Genomic DNA, 16,186 nt, shown 5'->3' on the forward strand with positions numbered 1-16,186 from the left:
TCTCAGGCCTCCGTGCTGATGAAGACGTTCTTGGTTTCGGTGAAAGCGGTGAGGGCGTCGGGTCCCAGTTCACGGCCGAGCCCCGACTGCTTGTAGCCGCCGAAGGGGGTCGAGTAGCGGACGCTGCTGTGGGAGTTGACGGACAGGTTGCCCGCCCTGACCGCCTGGGAGACGCGCAGGGCGCGGCCCACGTCACGGGTCCAGATGGAACCGGACAGGCCGTAGTCGGTGGCGTTGGCGAGGCGGACCGCGTCGGCCTCGTCGTCGAAGGGGAGGACGACGGCGACCGGACCGAAGACCTCTTCCGTCGCGGCGGCCGAGTCCGGCCCCGCGCCGGTGAGGACGGTCGGCGGGAACCAGAAGCCGGGGCCCTCGGGGGCGCTGCCGCGAATCGCCTCCGCGCCCTCGGGGACGTACGAACGCACGCGCTCCAGCTGGGCCTTGGAGATCAGCGGGCCCATCTGCGTCTTGTCGTCCGACGGGTCGCCGACCACCACGCTCTCGATGGCGGGTGCGAGCAGCTCCAGGAAGCGGTCGTACGCCGTGCGCTGGACGAGGATGCGGGTACGGGCGCAGCAGTCCTGGCCGGAGTTGTCCAGGAAGGACATGGGGGTGGCGGCGACGGCGGCCTCGATGTCGGCGTCGGCGAAGACGATGTTGGGGCTCTTGCCGCCGAGTTCGAGGGTCACGCGCTTCACGCGGTCGGCGCACTTGGCCATGATCTGCTTGCCGACGCGGGTGGAGCCGGTGAAGACGATCTTCGCCACGCCGGGGTGTCCGACCAGGGCGTCGCCCGCCACGTCGCCCGCTCCCGGCAGGACCTGGAAGAGGTTCTCGGGGAGCCCGGCTTCGAGGGCGAGCCCGGCGAGGCGCAGGGCGGTCAGCGGCGTGGTCTCGGCGGGTTTGAGGACGACGGCGTTGCCGGCGGCGAGCGCGGGGGCGGTGCCCCAGGCCGCGATCGGCATGGGGAAGTTCCAGGGCGCGATGACCCCGATCACACCGAGCGGTTCGAGGAGGGTGATGTCCAGGCCGCCCGCGACCGGGATCTGGCGGCCGCTGAGGCGTTCCACTCCCCCGGCGGCGAAGTCGAGCAGGTCGCGTACGTTGGCCGCCTCCCAGCGGGCGTTGCCGAGGGTGTGGCCGGCCTCGCGGACCTCCAGCCGGGCGAGTTCCTCGACGTGTTCGTCGACGGTGGCGGCGAAGCGGCGCAGGAGGCGGGCACGGTCGGCGGGGGCTGCGGCCGACCAGGCGCGCTGCGCCGCGGCGGCCCGTACGACCGCCGCGTCGACGTCGGCGGCGGTGGAGGCCTCGACGGTGGCGACGACCTCTTCGGTGGCCGGGTTCAGGATCTGGTGCTGGAGGGGGGAGGGAGACAAGGGGGACGAGGAGGACAAGGAGGGCCTCACAGGCGTTCGAAGGAGCGGCGGAGCTCCCAGTCGGTCACCGCGGAGTCGAACGCTTCGAGTTCGACCCGCGCCATGTTGCGGTAGTGCGCGACGACTTCGTCGCCGAAGGCGGCCCTGGCGATGGGGCTGTTCTCCCACAGTCCGGCGGCCTCGCGCAGCGACGTGGGCACGTGTTCGTGGTCACCGGTGTAGGCGTTGCCCGTACAGGGAGCGGGGAGTTCGAGCTTGTGCTCGATGCCGTACAGACCCGCCGCCACCAGACCGGCGACCGCGAGGTGCGGGTTGACGTCGCCGCCGGGCAGCCGGTTCTCGAAGCGCATCGAGCGGCCGTGGCCGACCACGCGCAGCGAGCAGGTGCGGTTGTCGTGGCCCCAGGCGACGGCGGTCGGGGCGAAGGAGCCGGGCTGGAAGCGCTTGTAGGAGTTGATGTTGGGGGCGTAGAGGAGTGAGAAGTCGCGGAGGGCGGCCAGTTGCCCGGCAAGGAAGTGCCGCATGACGGAGGACATTCCGTCGGGGGTGCCGCCGTCCGCCATGACGTTGCGGCCCTCGGCGTCCTGCAGGGAGAGGTGGATGTGGCAGGAGTTGCCTTCGCGCTCGTTGTACTTCGCCATGAAGGTGAGCGAGACGCCCTCCTGGGCGGCGATCTCCTTGGCGCCCGTCTTGTAGACGGCGTGCTGGTCGCAGGTGACAAGGGCTTCGTCGTACTTGAAGACGATCTCGTGCTGACCCGGGTTGCACTCGCCCTTGGCGGACTCGACGGTCAGGCCCGCCGCGGTCATCTCGTTGCGGATGCGGCGCAGGAGGGGTTCGATGCGGCCGGTGCCGAGGACCGAGTAGTCGATGTTGTACTGGTTCGCGGGCACGAGGTCCTTGTAGCCGCGGTCCCAGGCCTGTTCGTAACTGTCCTTGAAGACGATGAATTCGAGCTCGGTGCCGACGTGGGCGGTGTAGCCGAGCTCGGCGAGGCGCTCCAGCTGGCGGCGCAGGATCTGACGGGGCGCGGCGACGACGGGGGAACCGTCGTTCCAGGCCAGGTCGGCGATGAGCAGGGCCGTTCCGTCGTTCCAGGGGACGCGGCGCAGCGTGGAGAGGTCGGCGTGCAGGGCGAAGTCGCCGTAGCCGCGGTCCCAGGAGGCCATCTCGTATCCGTCGGCGGTGTTCATCTCGGTGTCGACGGCGAGGAGGTAGTTGCAGCCTTCGGTGCCGTGCTCCAGGACGTCGTCGAGGAAGAACCGGGCGGCGAACCGCTTGCCCTGGAGACGCCCCTGCATGTCGGGGAAGGCCAGGACGACTGTGTCGATCTCACCGCTCGCCACGAGGGCGCGGAGCTCCTCGGGGGAGAGCGGGGGTGTGCGGTCTGCCACGGAAATTTCCTCCTTCGGTCAGCCGGAAGCCATAAGGTATTGCTGAAGACCATTGATTGGGAAGGGGGAACCGCGAGGTGGCGGATGAAATCGGTTCGGTGGACCGCCTGACGCCCGTCCTGCGGCCGGTGCGGGCGGGGAACGGATTCGAGGAGGCGCTGGAACAGATCCTCCAGGTGCTGCGCCTGGGGCTGGTTCCCGTCGGGGAGCGGCTGCCCGCCGAGCGCGAGCTCGCCGACCGCCTGCGGATCAGCCGGGTCACCCTGCGCGAGGTCCTGAAGGTCCTCCAGGACCAGGGCCTCGTCGAGAGCAGGCGGGGCAGGTACGGCGGCACGTTCGTACTGCCGCACCCGGACGCGTCCGGGGAGGGCGAACTGCGCCGGCGCGTCGAGTCGGTCGACGTCGAGGACGCGCTGCGCTTCCGCGAGGTGCTGGAGGTGGGCGCGGCCGGGCTGTGCGCGGCACACGGGCTGGCCGAGGACGGCGCGCGGCGGCTGCGGGCGGCGCTCGCCGCGACGCACGACGCGCCGCTGGCCGACTACCGCAGGCGGGACACCCTGCTGCATCTCACGCTCGCCGAACTGTCCGGGTCGCCGTCCCTGACCGCGCAGTACGCCGCCGTACGGGCCACGGTCAACGGCCTGCTCGACTGCATCCCGCTGCTCGTACGGAACCTGGAGCACTCGCAGCAGCAGCACACCGCGCTGGTCGAGGCGGTGCTCGACGGCGACGCGGACGGGGCCCGCGAGGTGATGCGCGAGCACTGCTCGGGCACGGCCGCCCTGCTGCGCGGCTTCCTCATGTGACGCCGGGGGCGGGAGATCCGTAACACCGGCTTTACGCACAGGTCTTGCGCCGGGACCGGCCGCACCACAAAGGTATGGCATCCCACCATTGACCCGAGGCAGGAGCGGCTCATGGCCGACAGCACCGACTCGCGCACCCCACCGCCCGCGCCCGCGCCCCCGTCCGCCGAGGCCGGCTATCTGCAACGGCGGACGCTGCGCCGCGGCAGCGCCGGCTGGCTGCTGCTCACCGGACTCGGCGTCGCGTACGTCGTCTCCGGCGATTTCTCCGGCTGGAACATCGGCCTGTCCGAGGGCGGCTTCGGCGGGCTCGCGATCGCCACCCTGCTGATGGGCGTGATGTACGCCTGCCTGGTCTTCGCCCTCGCCGAGCTGTCCGCCATCCTGCCCACGGCGGGCGGCGGCTACGGCTTCGCCCGGCGCGCGCTCGGCACCTGGGGCGGCTTCCTGACCGGCACCGCGATCCTCATCGAGTACATCCTGGCGCCTGCCGCGATCTCCATCTTCATCGGCGACTACGTCGAGTCGCTGGGCCTCTTCGGGCTCACCGCGGGCTGGCCGGTCTACCTGGCCTGCTTCGCCGTCTTCATCGGCATCCACCTGTGGGGCGTCGGCGAGGCGCTGCGCTTCAGCCTGGTGGTGACGGCCATAGCGGTGGCGGCGCTGCTGATCTTCGCAGTGGGCGCGTTCACCGAGTTCGGCGCGGACGGGCTCAACGACATCCCGGTCGACAAGGACGCGTTCGGCGCGAACTCCTGGCTGCCGTTCGGACTGCTGGGCATCTGGGCCGCCTTCCCCTTCGGCATGTGGTTCTTCCTCGGCGTCGAGGGGGTGCCGCTGGCCGCCGAGGAGGCCAAGGACCCCGTGCGCTCCATGCCGCGCGCCCTGGCCATCTCCATGGCCGTCCTCGCGCTCCTCGCCCTGGTCACCTTCTTCGCCGCCACCGGCGCGCGCGGCTCGGCCGCCGTCCAGGACGCGGGCAATCCGCTGGTCGTGGCACTCCAGGGCGACGGCGGCCCGACGCCGCTCAGCCGCTTCGTCAACTACGCGGGCCTGGCCGGGCTCGTCGCGTCCTTCTTCTCGCTCATCTACGCCGGGTCGCGCCAGCTCTTCGCCCTCTCACGCGCCGGTTACCTGCCCCGCTTCCTGTCACTGACGAGCCGCCGCAAGGCCCCGTACCTCGGGCTGCTCATCCCCGGCGCGATCGGCTTCGCGCTGGCGGCGGGGACCGGCGACGGCGCCCGGATGCTGAACATCGCGGTCTTCGGCGCCACCATCTCGTACGCCCTGATGGCGCTCTCCCACATCGTGCTGCGCCGCCGCGAGCCCGGACTCCACCGTCCCTACCGCACGCCGGGCGGCGTCCTCACCTCGTCCGCGGCCTTCGTGCTGGCGCTGTCCGCGCTGGTGGCGACGTTCCTGGTGGACAAGGACGCGGCGTTCATCGCGCTGGGGGTGTACGCCGTCGCTCTCGCCTACTTCGCGTTCTACAGTCGGCACCGGCTGGTCGCCGCGGCTCCCGAGGAGGAGTTCGCCGCGCTCGCCGAGGCCGAGGCCGAACTCGAGCGCGACCGTTCCTGAGTACGACCGTTCCTGAGTACGGCCGGCTCTGAGGACGACCGACCCTGAGCACCACCGACCGGAGGATCTGTGTCCAAGCCGCTCATCGGCATCAGCACCTACCTGCAGCCCGCCCGGTGGGGTGTCTGGGACATGCCCGCCGCGCTGCTCCCGGCCGCCTATCCGCGCCTCGTGCAGGCGGCGGGCGGCCTCGCGGCGATGGTGCCGCCCGACTCGCCGTCGTACGCCGCCGGTGTGGTGGCCCGCATCGACGGTCTGGTCGTCGCGGGCGGCGCCGATGTCGAGCCCGTACGGTACGGGGCCGAGCCGGATCCTCGCACGGGGCCGCCGGCCCGGGAGCGGGACGCGTGGGAACTCGCCCTGATCGAGGCCGCTCTGGCGTCCGGTACGCCGCTGCTCGGCATCTGCCGGGGCATGCAGCTGCTGAACGTCGCACTCGGCGGCACGCTCGTCCAGCACCTGGACGGCCACACCGCGGGGCCCGGAGTCCTCGGCGAGCACGCGGTGAAGCCGGTGCCCGGCACGCGCTACGCGTCGGTCGTACCGGAGGAGAACGGTGTGCCGACGTACCACCACCAGGCAGTCGACCGGCTCGGCGACGGCCTGGTCGTGTCGGCGTACGCCGCCGACGGGACGCCGGAGGCCGTCGAACTGCCCGGTGGAGCGTGGGTGCTCGGCGTCCAGTGGCATCCGGAGATGGGCGACGACCTCCGGGTGATGGAGGCACTGGTGGCGGCCGCCGCCGGCCGGCCGTCGTCACTCCGTGAGCCGCAGCTCCGGGTCTGACGGCGGCGGGTCTTCGCGGGGGCGCGCACGAAGCGGGCGGCGGGGCGGGGCCGTTGGCGCCCAGGGCGTGGGGGCGGGGCCTTCGGGGGCCGTTGCCCGGTGTTTCTCCCGGCCCGGCGGCCCGAGTGGCCCCGCCCTGTGGATGAGTTCCCCGGCCGGGATCAGATGCGGCCGGCCAGCATGCGGCTGATCGGGCCCAGAGTGCGCTGTTCGACCTTGCGGCCCGCCACGAACGAGGCGGCGCCGATGGCCACCGCACCCGCGCCGGCACCCGCGATGACGGCCTTGCGCGCGTTGAGCAGCACCCACGCGGTGGACGCGGTCGACGCGACCTTGCCGGCCGTGGACTCCAGAGCCTGGCGGCTCACTTCGACTCCCTTGACGCCGGCCGCCTTCGCGGAACCGGCCACCTGGGCGGCCTTTCCCGTGACGTCGCCGGCGCCCGCCTTCGCGGTGCCCGCGGCGTCCGCCGTCTTGCCGGCGGCGCCGGTGGCGGCTGCCTTGGCGGAACCGGCGGCGTCCGCGGCCTTTCCGGTGGCGCCGTTGGCCGTACGGGCCGTGGTCGTCTTGGTCTTCGCGTTCTTGTCCTGTTCAGTCATGGCTTTCGGGTATCCGCTCACAGCCGTGACAAACAGTCAGCCCTTGCCCGGAGCGGGACGCGCCAGCGCCAGCAGGTCCCGCGCGGGCCCCGTGGGCCGGGGGCCCGTCGGCCAGACCGCGCGCAGATCCCGGCGCATCGGGACGCCCTCGACCGGGACCTCGACGAGGCGGCGGGAGGCCAGCTCCTCGCCCACGGCCAGCTCACTGAGCACGCTGGGGCCCGCGCCGCTGACGGCCGCCGCCTTCACCGCCGTGGTGGAGGCGAGTTCGAGGAGGGGTACGGCGAGACCGCCGTACCCGGCGAGCGCCGCGTCCAGGACCTGCCGGGTGCCGGAGCCCTGCTCGCGCAGGATGAGGGGGGCCTCGGCCAGTTCCCGCGCGCCCACCGCACGGCGCCTGCGTGCCCAGGGGTGGGCCGGGGCCGTGACCACGATGAGCCGGTCGTGGCCGATGACGACGCCGTCGAGCCCGTCCGGCACCGCCAGGCCCTCCACGAAGCCCAGGTCGGCCTCACCGGTGAGCAGCCGCTGCGCGACGGCGGCGGAGTTGCCGGCGAGCAGCGAGACCGCCGTACCGGGGCGCTGTCCGCGCAGCGCGATCAGCCAGCCCGGCAGCAGGTACTCGGCGATCGTCATGCTGGCCGCGACCCGCAGCCGCGAGTCCCGTCGGCCGCGCAGCGCCTGCGCACCCGCGTCGAAGGCCTCGGCCGCCTCCACGACCCGGCGCGCCCAGTCGGTGACGAGCGTGCCCGCTTCGGTGAGGCGCGAGCCTCGCGGCGAGCGGTCGACGAGGGCGACCCCGAGCTGCCGTTCCATGGAGCGGATACGGCTGCTCGCGGCGGGCTGGCTGATACCGAGCTCCCGCGCCGCGCGCCCCAGGCTGCCGAGCCGGGCGACGGCGAGCAGCAGCTCCATGGCCCCGAGATCGGGCACCCGGTGGGCGAGCGGTGGTCTGTCGCCGGAGGCGGGGGCGTGAGCGCTCATAACCTCAGCTTATGGCCTCATAGGATTGTCGTCCCTGGTGGGGGCCGCTCCTTACGGTCAGGGTGGGCGTATGGCCACCTGTGCGCAGCCGCGCCCTCTCCTCGCCGCCCCGCGCCTGCCCGCGCTGCGCCACCTCGGTCCCAACTGGTACGCCACGGTGATGGGCACCGCCGTCGTCGCCAGCGCCGGCGCCGCCCTCCCCCTCTCCGCCCCCGGTCTGCGCACGGCCTGCGCCCTCGTCTGGGGGCTGTCCGCAGTGCTGCTCGGTGCGCTGCTCGCCGCGCGCGCCGGTCACTGGGCGTACCACCGCGACCAGGCGGAGGCGCATCTCCTCGACCCCGCCGTCGCTCCCTTCTACGGCTGTCTGTCCATGGCGCTGCTCGCGGTCGGCGGCGCCACCGTGACGGTCGGCGGGGACGTCGTCGGCGCCGGAGCCGCCCTGTCCACCGGAGCGGCGCTGTGGTGCGTGGGGACGGCCGTCGGTCTGGCGGCCGCGGTCGTGGTCCCGTACCTGATGGTCGTACGCCACCGGGTCGAGCCCGGCGGCGCCTCCCCCGTGTGGCTGCTGCCGGTGGTGGCGCCGATGGTCTCGGCGGCGCTCGGCCCGCAGCTGGTACCGCATCTGCCCGAGGGCCAGTGGCGGGAGGCGATGCTGCTCGCCTGCTACGCGATGTTCGGGCTCAGCCTGCTCGCCACACTGCTGATGCTGCCGCTGGTCCTCGCCCGCCTCCTCCATCACGGCCCGCTGCCGCTCGCGCTGACGCCGACGCTGTTCCTCGTCCTCGGGCCGCTCGGCCAGTCCACCACGGCGGTCAACTCGCTCGCGGACGTGGCCCCGGGCGCGATCGGAGCGCCGTACGCACGCGCGCTCGGCGCCTTCGCCGTGCTCTACGGCGTGCCCGTCATGGGCTTCGCCCTGCTGTGGCTGGCGCTCGCGGCGGCGATGGTGGTCAGGGCGGCCCGCGGCGGCATGCCGTTCACCATGACGTGGTGGGCGTTCACCTTCCCCGTCGGTACGTGCGTGACGGGCGCCGCCGGACTCGCCCGCCACACCGGGCTCGACGCCCTCGGCTGGCTGGCGGCCGGCCTGTACGCGGCGCTCGTCGTCGCCTGGGCGGTGGCCGGACTCCGTACGCTGCGCGGCCTGGTCAGCGGAGCGCTGCTCGCAGCACCCGGGGCGCCTCGGCCAACGACGGCCCGTACCACGTGAGATGGCGCCCGCTGACGAGCGCGGCGGGCAGCCCGGGAAACGCCTCGGGCCCGTCGTCGGCCGTGAAGCGGTAGGGCTCGTCCGGCAGGACGACCACGTCGGCCCCGGCCGCGCGCAGTTCGCCGAGGGGGATGCGTGGATAGCGCTCGGGGTGGCCGGCGTGGAGGTGGTCGACGCCGAGCCGGGCCAGCAGGTCTCCGGCGAAGGTGTCGCGGCCGAGGACCATCCACGGCCGGCGCCAGACGGGCACGACCGCCTTCAGGCGCGGGGCCCCGGGCCGGACCGCGTCCCATGCCTCCTGTGCCGCGTCGAGCCAGGCGGGGCGGGCACTCAGTCCGCAGCCGTCGGCCAGCACGCGCTCCAGCTCGGCGAAGGCCCCGGGCAGGTCCCGGACCACGGTGACCATGACGGTGATCCCGGCCTGCCGCAGGGCGGCGAGGTCGGGCTCGCGGTTCTCCTCCTCGTTGGCGACGACGAGGTCGGGACGCAGCCGCAGGATCGCGTCGACGTCCGGGTTCTTGGTGCCGCCGATCCGTACGACGTCGAGGTCCGCCGGGTGGCTGCACCAGTCGGTCGCCCCGACGAGCAGGCCGGGCGCGCTGACGGCCACGGCTTCCGTGAGGGACGGCACGAGGGAGACGACGCGCATGGGGTGCCGCCCTCCGTCAGCCGTCGTGGCCGGACCGGCCGTCGGGGCCTTCGCCCTCGTGTCCGACGGTGCCGGCCGCCGCGACGACGAGGATCCGGGTGCCCGGCTCGGTCGCCCGCCACCGGTGCGGTACGCCACCGGACAGGAACAGCGTGTCACCGCGCTCCAGCCGGTACGCCCGGCCTTCCGCCTCCACCTCGGCGGCGCCCTCCGCGATGTACATCAGCTCGTCGCCGTGGTGCTGGTACTCGCGCCCGGTGTCCTGCTCCCCGGTGTACTCGGTGGCGCGCAGCTGGTGCCTGCCGCGCACCACGCACCGCACGCCCGCACCGCCGCCGTCGTCCTCCCCGGCCCGTACGACATCGACCGTACGCCCCAGGTCGGCGGCGGCCGTCAGCTCTGCCGCCGTGGTCTCCAGCGCCTCGGCCACCCGCTCCAGGGAGCGGGTGCTGGGTCTGGCACGCTCGTTCTCGATCTGGCTCAGGAACGGCACCGAGAGTCCGCTGCGGGCCGCGACCGTGGCCAGGGTGAGGGCCAGCGACTTGCGACGCCTCCGGACGGCCGTACCGACCCGAAGAGTTTCCTTGTCGTCCATCGCTCCGGCTCCCTCCCTGTCTCGTGGCTGTCGACACTGAGTGCAGCCTACGCAGCTTCACTCGCCGGTTTCGTACATACGTCAGACAAGGCTCTCTGTCCAGGACAGCACCAAGGGGTGGGCTTCGCCACAAGGCGATGCCCACCCCTCGATGGTATGGCTGCCGCGGATCAGCCCGCGGTCGGCGCCATCTTCTGCGCGATGCCCGGGTTCTCCTTCATCCAGGCCTTCACGGCTTCTTCCTCATGTCCCGTGCCGCGCTTCTGGATCTCGTTCTCCAGGCCGCCGAGCTGCTTCTCGGTCAGCTTGAAGTTCTTGAACCACTTGGTCAGCCGCGGGTAGTTCGCCGGGAACTCCCCGCTGCCGATGATGTGCAGCCGGTCGCCCTCGCCGAAGAGCTTCTTCGAGTCCTTCAGCTTGGTCATCGGGTACTCGCTGTACGCCCAGTGCGGGGTCCACAGGAGGACCGCGACGGGCTCCTTCTTGGCGTACGCGCGCTTCAGCTCGGCGAGCATGCCGGGCGTGGAGCCGTCGACGACCTCGTACTCCTCGTCCAGGCCGTAGCCGGGGAGGACGTTCTCCTTGAGGTTCTCCATCGTCGCCGTGCCCGGCTCGATGCCGATGATGCGGCCCTTGAACTTCTCGCCCTTGCCCTTGAGGTCCTCGAGGGTCCTGACGTCCTTGACGTACGAGGGGACCGCGACCTCGATCGACGTCGGCCCGTACCAGGAACCGATGTCGGTCAGCTTGTCGCCGTACTTGTCCCAGTAGTTCTTCTGCGTGTACGGCAGCCAGCCGTCGAGCTGCACGTCGACCTGGCCGCGGGCCATCGCGGCGTACATCGGGCCGACCTCGAACTGCTTGAGGTTGACCGTGTAGCCGCGCTCTTCGAGGACTTCCTTCCACAGGTACGTGGCGGCGATGTCCTCCTCCCACGGGAACCAGGCCATCTCGATCGCGCGGTCGCGCTCGTCCTTGCCGTTGGCGGCCTTGGAGGTCTTGGCGACGGGCGCCCACTTGTCGGCGAGGCCCGGGTTCTCCCCGAGCCAGGCGCGGACGGCGTCCTGCTCCTTGCCCTTGCCGCCCGCCTGGATCTTCGCCTCGAGGTCCGTGAGCTGCTTCTCGGTCATCCTGAAGTTCTTGAGCCACTTGCCGACGGCCGGGTTCTCGTCGGAGAAGCCCTTGCGGGTCAGCGTGTGCACGCCGTCGCCCTTGCCCCAGGCCCCCTTCGGGTCCTTGAGCTTCTTCAGGTCGTAGGTGCTGTACGCCCAGTGCGGGGACCACAGCGTGGTGACGACGGGCTCCTTCTTGGCGTACGCGCGCTTCAGCTCGGCGAGCATGCCGGGCGTGGAGCCGTCGACGACCTCGTACTCGTCCTCCAGGCCGTACTCCCCCAGGACCTTGTCCTTGAGGAGGCCCATCATTCCGGCGCTGGGCTCGATGCCGATGATGCGGCCCTTGAACTTCTCGCCCTTGCCCTTGAGGTCCTCGAGGGAGTCGACGCCCTTCACGTACGAGGGGACGGACAGCTCCAGGGAGGTCGGGCCGTACCAGGAGCCCATGTCCTCCAGCTTGTCCTGGTACTTCGCCCAGTACTTCTCGTGGGTGACCGGCAGCCAGGCGTCGGTCTGGATGTCGATCTGGCCGGTGGACTGGCCGGTGTAGAGCGAGCCCGCCTCGTACTGCTTGGCGTCGACCTCGTAGCCGCGCCGCTCCAGCAGTTCCTTCCAGAGGAAGGTGGAGGCGATGCCCTCGTCCCACGGGATGTAGCCCATGGAGATCTTCTTGCCCTTGCCGACGTTCATGGGGTCGTCGTCGGCGGTGGCGGACGAGGTCCCGCCGAACATGCTCAGGCCGCCCGCGACGAGGGCGAGGACGACGACGCCGGTGATCGCGACGACCGGCTGCGGGCGGTAGTTCCAGATCTTCAGCCCGCCCTTCACGGCCATGGCCTTGGCGAGCGCACGGCGGCCGAGCGGGGAGACCTGGTGGCCCAGGGCGCCGGTCATCCGGTCGAGGTACATGGCCAGGACGACGATGGACAGACCGGCCTCGAAGCCGAGACCGACGTCGATGTTGCCGAGCGCGCGGTAGACCGCGCCGCCCAGGCCGCCCGCGCCGACCATGCCGGCGATGACCACCATGGACAGGCCCAGCATGATGACCTGGTTGACGCCGGCCATGATCGTCGGCAGCGCGAGCGGGAGCTGCACGCGCAGCAGGGTGTTGCGCGGGCTCGTGCCGAACGCCTCGGCGGCCTCGACGAGCTCGCCGTCGACCTGGCGGATGCCGAGCTCGGTCATACGGACGCCCGGAGGCAGCGCGAAGATGATCGTCGCGATGATGCCGGGGACCGCGCCGACGCCGAAGAAGAGCACGCCGGGGATCAGGTAGACCATCGCCGGCATGGTCTGCATGAAGTCCATGACGGGACGCGTCACGGCGCTGACCGTCTTGGAGCGCGCGGACCAGATGCCCAGGGGGACGGCGATCACGAGCGTGATGATGGTCGCGACGAGCACGAGCGACAGGGTCGACATGGCGTCGTCCCACATCTCGATCGAGTCGATCAGCGCGAAGCCGGCGAAGGCGAGGACGCCGGCGGTCAGGCCGCGCAGCCAGCACGCGACGACGGCGAGGATGCCGGCGAGCAGCAGCGGTTCGGGGGCGGCGAGGACGGAGTAGATGCCGTCCTGCATGCCGCTGATGACGGTGCTGGCCGCGTCGAAGACCGGGGAGAGGTGGGTCTGGAGCCAGTCGACGGCGTTGTTGACCCACTCGCCCATGGGAATCCTAGGCACCGGTGGCCACCTTGTTCGTGGAGTCGCTCGTGGAGTCGCCGGGCACTGTGTCCCAGGGGGTTTCCGCCGACGTCATGGGCTCACCGAGCACCGCGAGCAGCCGGGCGGGCGGTACGACGCCGACGAGCTTCCCGTCGGCGCCGGTCACGGCGACGGGCGCACCGCTGGTGGAGCAGGGGGTGAAGAGTTCGATGACCGGAGTGTCCTCGGAGACGGCCGCGGGGGCGGCGTCCAGCACGTCCTGCGCGTCGCGCAGCTGCCGGCCGTCGGCCGTCTCCGTACCGAAGACGGTCTCGGGGGCGTCCATGACGGCGCCCGCGGTGAGCACCCGGGAGCGGTCCACGTCCTGGGTGAAGGAGGCGACGTAGTCGTTGGCCGGGGTGACGAGGATGTCCTCGGCGGTGCCCAGCTGCACTATGCGTCCGTCGCGCATGACGGCGATGCGGTCGCCGAGGCGCATGGCTTCGTTGAGGTCGTGGGTGATGAAGACGATGGTCTTCTTCAGCCGCTTCTGGAGTTCGAGGAGCTGGTCCTGCATGTCGCGGCGGATCAGCGGGTCGAGGGCGCTGAACGACTCGTCCATCAGCAGGAGGTCGGCGTCGGTGGCGAGCGCGCGGGCCAGGCCGACGCGCTGCTGCATGCCGCCGGACAGCTCGTCGGGCCAGGACTTCTCCCAGCCCTTCAGGCCGGCGAGCTCCAGGGCCTCGGTGGCGCGCTTCTCGCGCTCGGCGCGCGGGACTCCCTGTACTTCGAGGCCGTATCCGGCGTTCTCGAGAACGCTCCGGTGCGGGAAGAGCGCGAAGTGCTGGAACACCATGCTGATCTTCGAGGAGCGCACCGCGCGCAGGGCGGCGGGGCTCAGTGCGGTGAGGTCCTGGCCGTCGAAGAGGACCTTGCCCGCCGTCGGCTCCAGCAGCCCGTTGAGCATCCGCAGCAGCGTGGACTTGCCCGATCCGGACAGTCCCATGACCACGAAGATCTGTCCCGGTTCGACGGTGAACGAGGCGTCGATCACGGCGGCCGTCGTCCCGTCGGCGCGCAGCTCGTCACGGCCGGCCCCGCCTTCGAGCTTGCGTACCGCCTCTTCGGGTCGTGTGCCGAACACTTTGTACAAGTGATCGGCTTGCAGCCTGGACACATACACCTCACGCGTTGAACCGAAAACGGCTCACCCCACCCCCCCGCAGGCGAGCCGTGGAGCGGTACGGATTCGGTCCGTTTCACCCATCAAGAAGTTGAATTCGAAATGGGGTCCGCTCCGAGGCGGCACCTGCCCCTACTTGCACAAAGCAAACACAAGAGTGATCCAGTTCACTTTCCGGCCACTTTCGCGGCGTGCGGCATGATCGGGGTGTGACGCGACGCCTGATGCTCCTCGACACCGCTTCCCTCTACTACCGCGCCTACTTCGGAGTCCCGGATTCCGTCCGCGCCCCGGACGGTACGCCGGTCAACGCCGTACGCGGCCTGCTCGACTTCGTCGCACGGCTGGTCCAGGACCACCGGCCCGACGACCTCGTCGCCTGCATGGACGCCGACTGGCGGCCGCACTGGCGGGTCGAGCTGATCCCCTCCTACAAGGCGCACCGCGTCGCACAGGAGTCCGCCGCCGGACCCGACGCGGAGGAGACCCCGGACACGCTCGCGCCCCAGGTGCCGGTCATCGAGGACGTGCTCGACGCGGTCGGCATCGCCCGGGTGGGCGTCGACCCGTACGAGGCCGACGACGTGATCGGGACGCTCGCCGGCCTCGCCACCGGGCCCGTCGACGTCGTCACCGGTGACCGCGACCTGTACCAGCTGGTCGACGACGCCCGTGGGGTGCGGGTGCTGTACCCGCTCAAGGGCGTCGGTTCGCTCCAGGTCACCGACGAGGCGTGGCTCCGCGGGAAGTACGCCGTGGACGGCCCCGGGTACGTCGATCTGGCGCTCCTGCGCGGCGACCCCAGCGACGGGCTGCCGGGCGTTCCCGGGATCGGCGAGAAGACGGCCGCCAAACTCCTCGACGCGTACGGCGACCTGGCCGGGATCATGGCCGCCGTCGACGACCCGGCGTCGAAGCTGACGCCCTCGCAGCGCAAGCGGCTGGACGAGGCGCGGGACTACATCGCCGTGGCGCCGAAGGTGGTGCGCGTCGCCACCGACGTACCGCTGCCGGACTTCGACCCGGCGCTGCCGTCCGAGCCGCGGGATCCGGCGACGCTCGACGAGCTGGCGGCGCGGTGGGGGCTGGGCGGCTCGTTGCAGCGGCTGCTCGGCGCCCTCCCTCGCTAGGGTGTTAACTTAGGTAAGCCTAAGCATCGACAGTCAGGGAGAGCGCCGTGGCGGAACGACCGGTCCGTAAGACACCGCAGGCCCGCGAGGCGCGGGTGGTGCGCACCGAGCGGATCACGCCGCACATGGTGCGCGTCGTCCTGGGCGGCGACGGGCTGGCCGGTTTCGCGGCCGACGAGTTCACCGACCACTACATCAAGGTGCTGTTCCCCGCGGCGGGCGTGACGTACCCGGAGCCGTTCGACATGGCCCGCATCCGGGAGGAGTTCCCGGCCGCGCAGTGGCCGGTCACCCGGACGTACACGGTGCGCGCCTGGGACGCCGTGCAGCGCGAGCTGACCGTCGACTTCGTGGTGCACGGCGACGAGGGCCTGGCCGGGCCGTGGGCGGCGCGGGTGCGGCCCGGGGAGACGGTGCGTTTCCTCGGTCCCGGTGGCGGCTACGCGCCGGACCCGGCGGCCGACTGGCATCTGCTGGTGGGTGACGAAAGCGCGCTTCCCGCGATCGCCGCCTCTCTGGAGCGGATGCCGGAGGGCGCCGTCGTGCACGCCTTCGTCGAGGTGGCGGGCCCCGAGGAGGAGCAGAAGATCGCCGCGCCCGACGGGGTGGCGGTGACCTGGCTGCACCGCGGCGGCAACCCGGTGGGCGAGGCCCTGATCGCCGCCGTGCGCGGCCTCGACTTCCCCGCGGGCGACGTCCACGCCTTCGTCCACGGCGAGGCGGGTTTCGTGAAGGACCTCCGCCGCCACCTGCGCATGGACCGCGGGATCGCGCGCGAGCGGCTCTCCGTCTCGGGCTACTGGCGGCTCGGCCAGGACGACGACGCCTGGCGCGCGGTCAAGCGCGAGTGGAACGAGCAGGTGGAGCGCGAGCAGGAGTCCGCCGCCTGACCCCACCGCCTTCCCCCGGCCCGCCGGTCCGTACGGACGGATTCCCCGGTCCGTACGGACCGCCGCGCCCCGGCCCCCTGCCGACACCGGTCGGCAGGGGGCCTTGCCGGTTCTCCTTGTCCTGCGGACGGTGGGGACCGAGGCGACCATGAGGGAGGGAACGGCCTGCGCACCGGACCAATCCGGCGGGACCACGGCTCCGAATGTGCGGTGAGGCCCGTCCCGGGCCCGGCCCGGTCCG

At 71.8% G+C, this 16,186-nt stretch carries 14 protein-coding genes; 6 read left to right on the forward strand and 8 right to left on the reverse strand.

Annotated elements, in window-relative coordinates:
* Positions 1 to 2: 2 nt before the first annotated feature.
* Together ACWD0Y_RS06035 and ACWD0Y_RS06040 are read right to left on the reverse strand one after the other, a co-directional pair.
* Positions 3 to 1,376 (reverse strand): aldehyde dehydrogenase family protein, encoded by a 1,374-nt coding sequence (locus ACWD0Y_RS06035; RefSeq protein WP_450259241.1) that lies wholly within the window; start codon positions 1,374 to 1,376, stop codon positions 3 to 5.
* Positions 1,377 to 1,402: 26 nt separating this feature from the next.
* Positions 1,403 to 2,770, reverse strand: a complete 1,368-nt coding sequence (locus ACWD0Y_RS06040; protein WP_450259242.1) for a glutamine synthetase family protein — start codon at positions 2,768 to 2,770, stop codon at positions 1,403 to 1,405.
* A 77-nt stretch (positions 2,771 to 2,847) separates the two neighbouring features.
* Here ACWD0Y_RS06040 and ACWD0Y_RS06045 point away from each other — a divergent pair, with 77 nt between their 5' ends.
* From ACWD0Y_RS06045 to ACWD0Y_RS06055, 3 genes are all read left to right on the forward strand, one after another.
* Positions 2,848 to 3,576, forward strand: a complete 729-nt coding sequence (locus ACWD0Y_RS06045) for a FadR/GntR family transcriptional regulator (RefSeq protein ID WP_450259243.1) — start codon at positions 2,848 to 2,850, stop codon at positions 3,574 to 3,576.
* A 111-nt stretch (positions 3,577 to 3,687) separates the two neighbouring features.
* Positions 3,688 to 5,157, forward strand: coding sequence for an ethanolamine permease (eat, locus tag ACWD0Y_RS06050; protein WP_450259244.1), 1,470 nt, complete (start codon positions 3,688 to 3,690; stop codon positions 5,155 to 5,157).
* A gap of 69 nt (positions 5,158 to 5,226) precedes the next feature.
* Complete coding sequence (locus ACWD0Y_RS06055; protein WP_450259245.1) at positions 5,227 to 5,943, forward strand: gamma-glutamyl-gamma-aminobutyrate hydrolase family protein; 717 nt, start codon at positions 5,227 to 5,229, stop codon at positions 5,941 to 5,943.
* A gap of 161 nt (positions 5,944 to 6,104) precedes the next feature.
* Here ACWD0Y_RS06055 and ACWD0Y_RS06060 read toward each other — a convergent pair whose 3' ends face one another.
* The gene (locus ACWD0Y_RS06060) at positions 6,105 to 6,542 is read right to left on the reverse strand and encodes a hypothetical protein (RefSeq protein WP_450259246.1); all 438 of its coding nucleotides are present in this window, start codon (positions 6,540 to 6,542) and stop codon (positions 6,105 to 6,107) included.
* Positions 6,543 to 6,578: 36 nt separating this feature from the next.
* On the reverse strand, positions 6,579 to 7,526 hold the full coding sequence (locus tag ACWD0Y_RS06065; RefSeq protein WP_450259247.1) for a LysR family transcriptional regulator: 948 nt from the start codon (positions 7,524 to 7,526) through the stop codon (positions 6,579 to 6,581).
* A 70-nt stretch (positions 7,527 to 7,596) separates the two neighbouring features.
* Here ACWD0Y_RS06065 and ACWD0Y_RS06070 point away from each other — a divergent pair, with 70 nt between their 5' ends.
* Positions 7,597 to 8,736, forward strand: coding sequence for a TDT family transporter (locus ACWD0Y_RS06070; RefSeq protein WP_450259248.1), 1,140 nt, complete (start codon positions 7,597 to 7,599; stop codon positions 8,734 to 8,736).
* On the opposite strand, the gene ACWD0Y_RS06075 is transcribed toward ACWD0Y_RS06070, so the two are convergent.
* The 4 genes from ACWD0Y_RS06075 to ACWD0Y_RS06090 all read right to left on the reverse strand — a co-directional run bounded on the left by ACWD0Y_RS06075 (position 8,675) and on the right by ACWD0Y_RS06090 (position 13,919).
* Positions 8,675 to 9,385 carry a helical backbone metal receptor gene (locus ACWD0Y_RS06075; RefSeq protein WP_450259249.1) on the reverse strand — a complete coding sequence of 237 codons (711 nt, stop codon included), beginning with the start codon at positions 9,383 to 9,385 and terminating at the stop codon, positions 8,675 to 8,677. The two genes, ACWD0Y_RS06070 and ACWD0Y_RS06075, sit on opposite strands and share 62 nt — an antisense overlap.
* Before the next feature lie 16 nt (positions 9,386 to 9,401).
* Positions 9,402 to 9,980, reverse strand: coding sequence for a helix-turn-helix domain-containing protein (locus tag ACWD0Y_RS06080; RefSeq protein WP_450259250.1), 579 nt, complete (start codon positions 9,978 to 9,980; stop codon positions 9,402 to 9,404).
* A 170-nt stretch (positions 9,981 to 10,150) separates the two neighbouring features.
* Entirely contained in the window at positions 10,151 to 12,766 is a 2,616-nt protein-coding gene (locus tag ACWD0Y_RS06085; protein WP_450259279.1) for an ABC transporter permease/substrate binding protein, read from the reverse strand.
* 7 nt (positions 12,767 to 12,773) lie between these two features.
* A complete protein-coding gene (locus ACWD0Y_RS06090) occupies positions 12,774 to 13,919 on the reverse strand; it encodes a quaternary amine ABC transporter ATP-binding protein (protein WP_450259251.1) in 1,146 nt (381 codons plus the stop codon).
* Between the two features lie 230 nt (positions 13,920 to 14,149).
* Here ACWD0Y_RS06090 and ACWD0Y_RS06095 point away from each other — a divergent pair, with 230 nt between their 5' ends.
* The gene (locus ACWD0Y_RS06095; protein WP_450259280.1) at positions 14,150 to 15,055 is read left to right on the forward strand and encodes a 5'-3' exonuclease; all 906 of its coding nucleotides are present in this window, start codon (positions 14,150 to 14,152) and stop codon (positions 15,053 to 15,055) included.
* Positions 15,056 to 15,102: 47 nt separating this feature from the next.
* Positions 15,103 to 15,945, forward strand: coding sequence for a siderophore-interacting protein (locus ACWD0Y_RS06100; protein WP_450259252.1), 843 nt, complete (start codon positions 15,103 to 15,105; stop codon positions 15,943 to 15,945).
* The last annotated feature ends 241 nt before the right edge of the window (positions 15,946 to 16,186 follow it).

Source organism: Streptomyces altiplanensis (genome assembly GCF_053591575.1).

Excerpts from the sequence above, each read along its gene's own strand:
- ACWD0Y_RS06060 (WP_450259246.1), bottom strand. The coding sequence starts at position 6,542 with ATGACTGAACAGGACAAGAACGCGAAGACCAAGACGACCACGGCCCGT.
- eat (WP_450259244.1), top strand. The coding sequence starts at position 3,688 with ATGGCCGACAGCACCGACTCGCGCACCCCACCGCCCGCGCCCGCGCCC.
- ACWD0Y_RS06095 (WP_450259280.1), top strand. The coding sequence starts at position 14,150 with ATGCTCCTCGACACCGCTTCCCTCTACTACCGCGCCTACTTCGGAGTC.
- ACWD0Y_RS06065 (WP_450259247.1), bottom strand. The coding sequence starts at position 7,526 with ATGAGCGCTCACGCCCCCGCCTCCGGCGACAGACCACCGCTCGCCCAC.
- ACWD0Y_RS06070 (WP_450259248.1), top strand. The coding sequence starts at position 7,597 with ATGGCCACCTGTGCGCAGCCGCGCCCTCTCCTCGCCGCCCCGCGCCTG.
- ACWD0Y_RS06075 (WP_450259249.1), bottom strand. The coding sequence starts at position 9,385 with ATGCGCGTCGTCTCCCTCGTGCCGTCCCTCACGGAAGCCGTGGCCGTC.
- ACWD0Y_RS06080 (WP_450259250.1), bottom strand. The coding sequence starts at position 9,980 with ATGGACGACAAGGAAACTCTTCGGGTCGGTACGGCCGTCCGGAGGCGT.
- ACWD0Y_RS06085 (WP_450259279.1), bottom strand. The coding sequence starts at position 12,766 with ATGGGCGAGTGGGTCAACAACGCCGTCGACTGGCTCCAGACCCACCTC.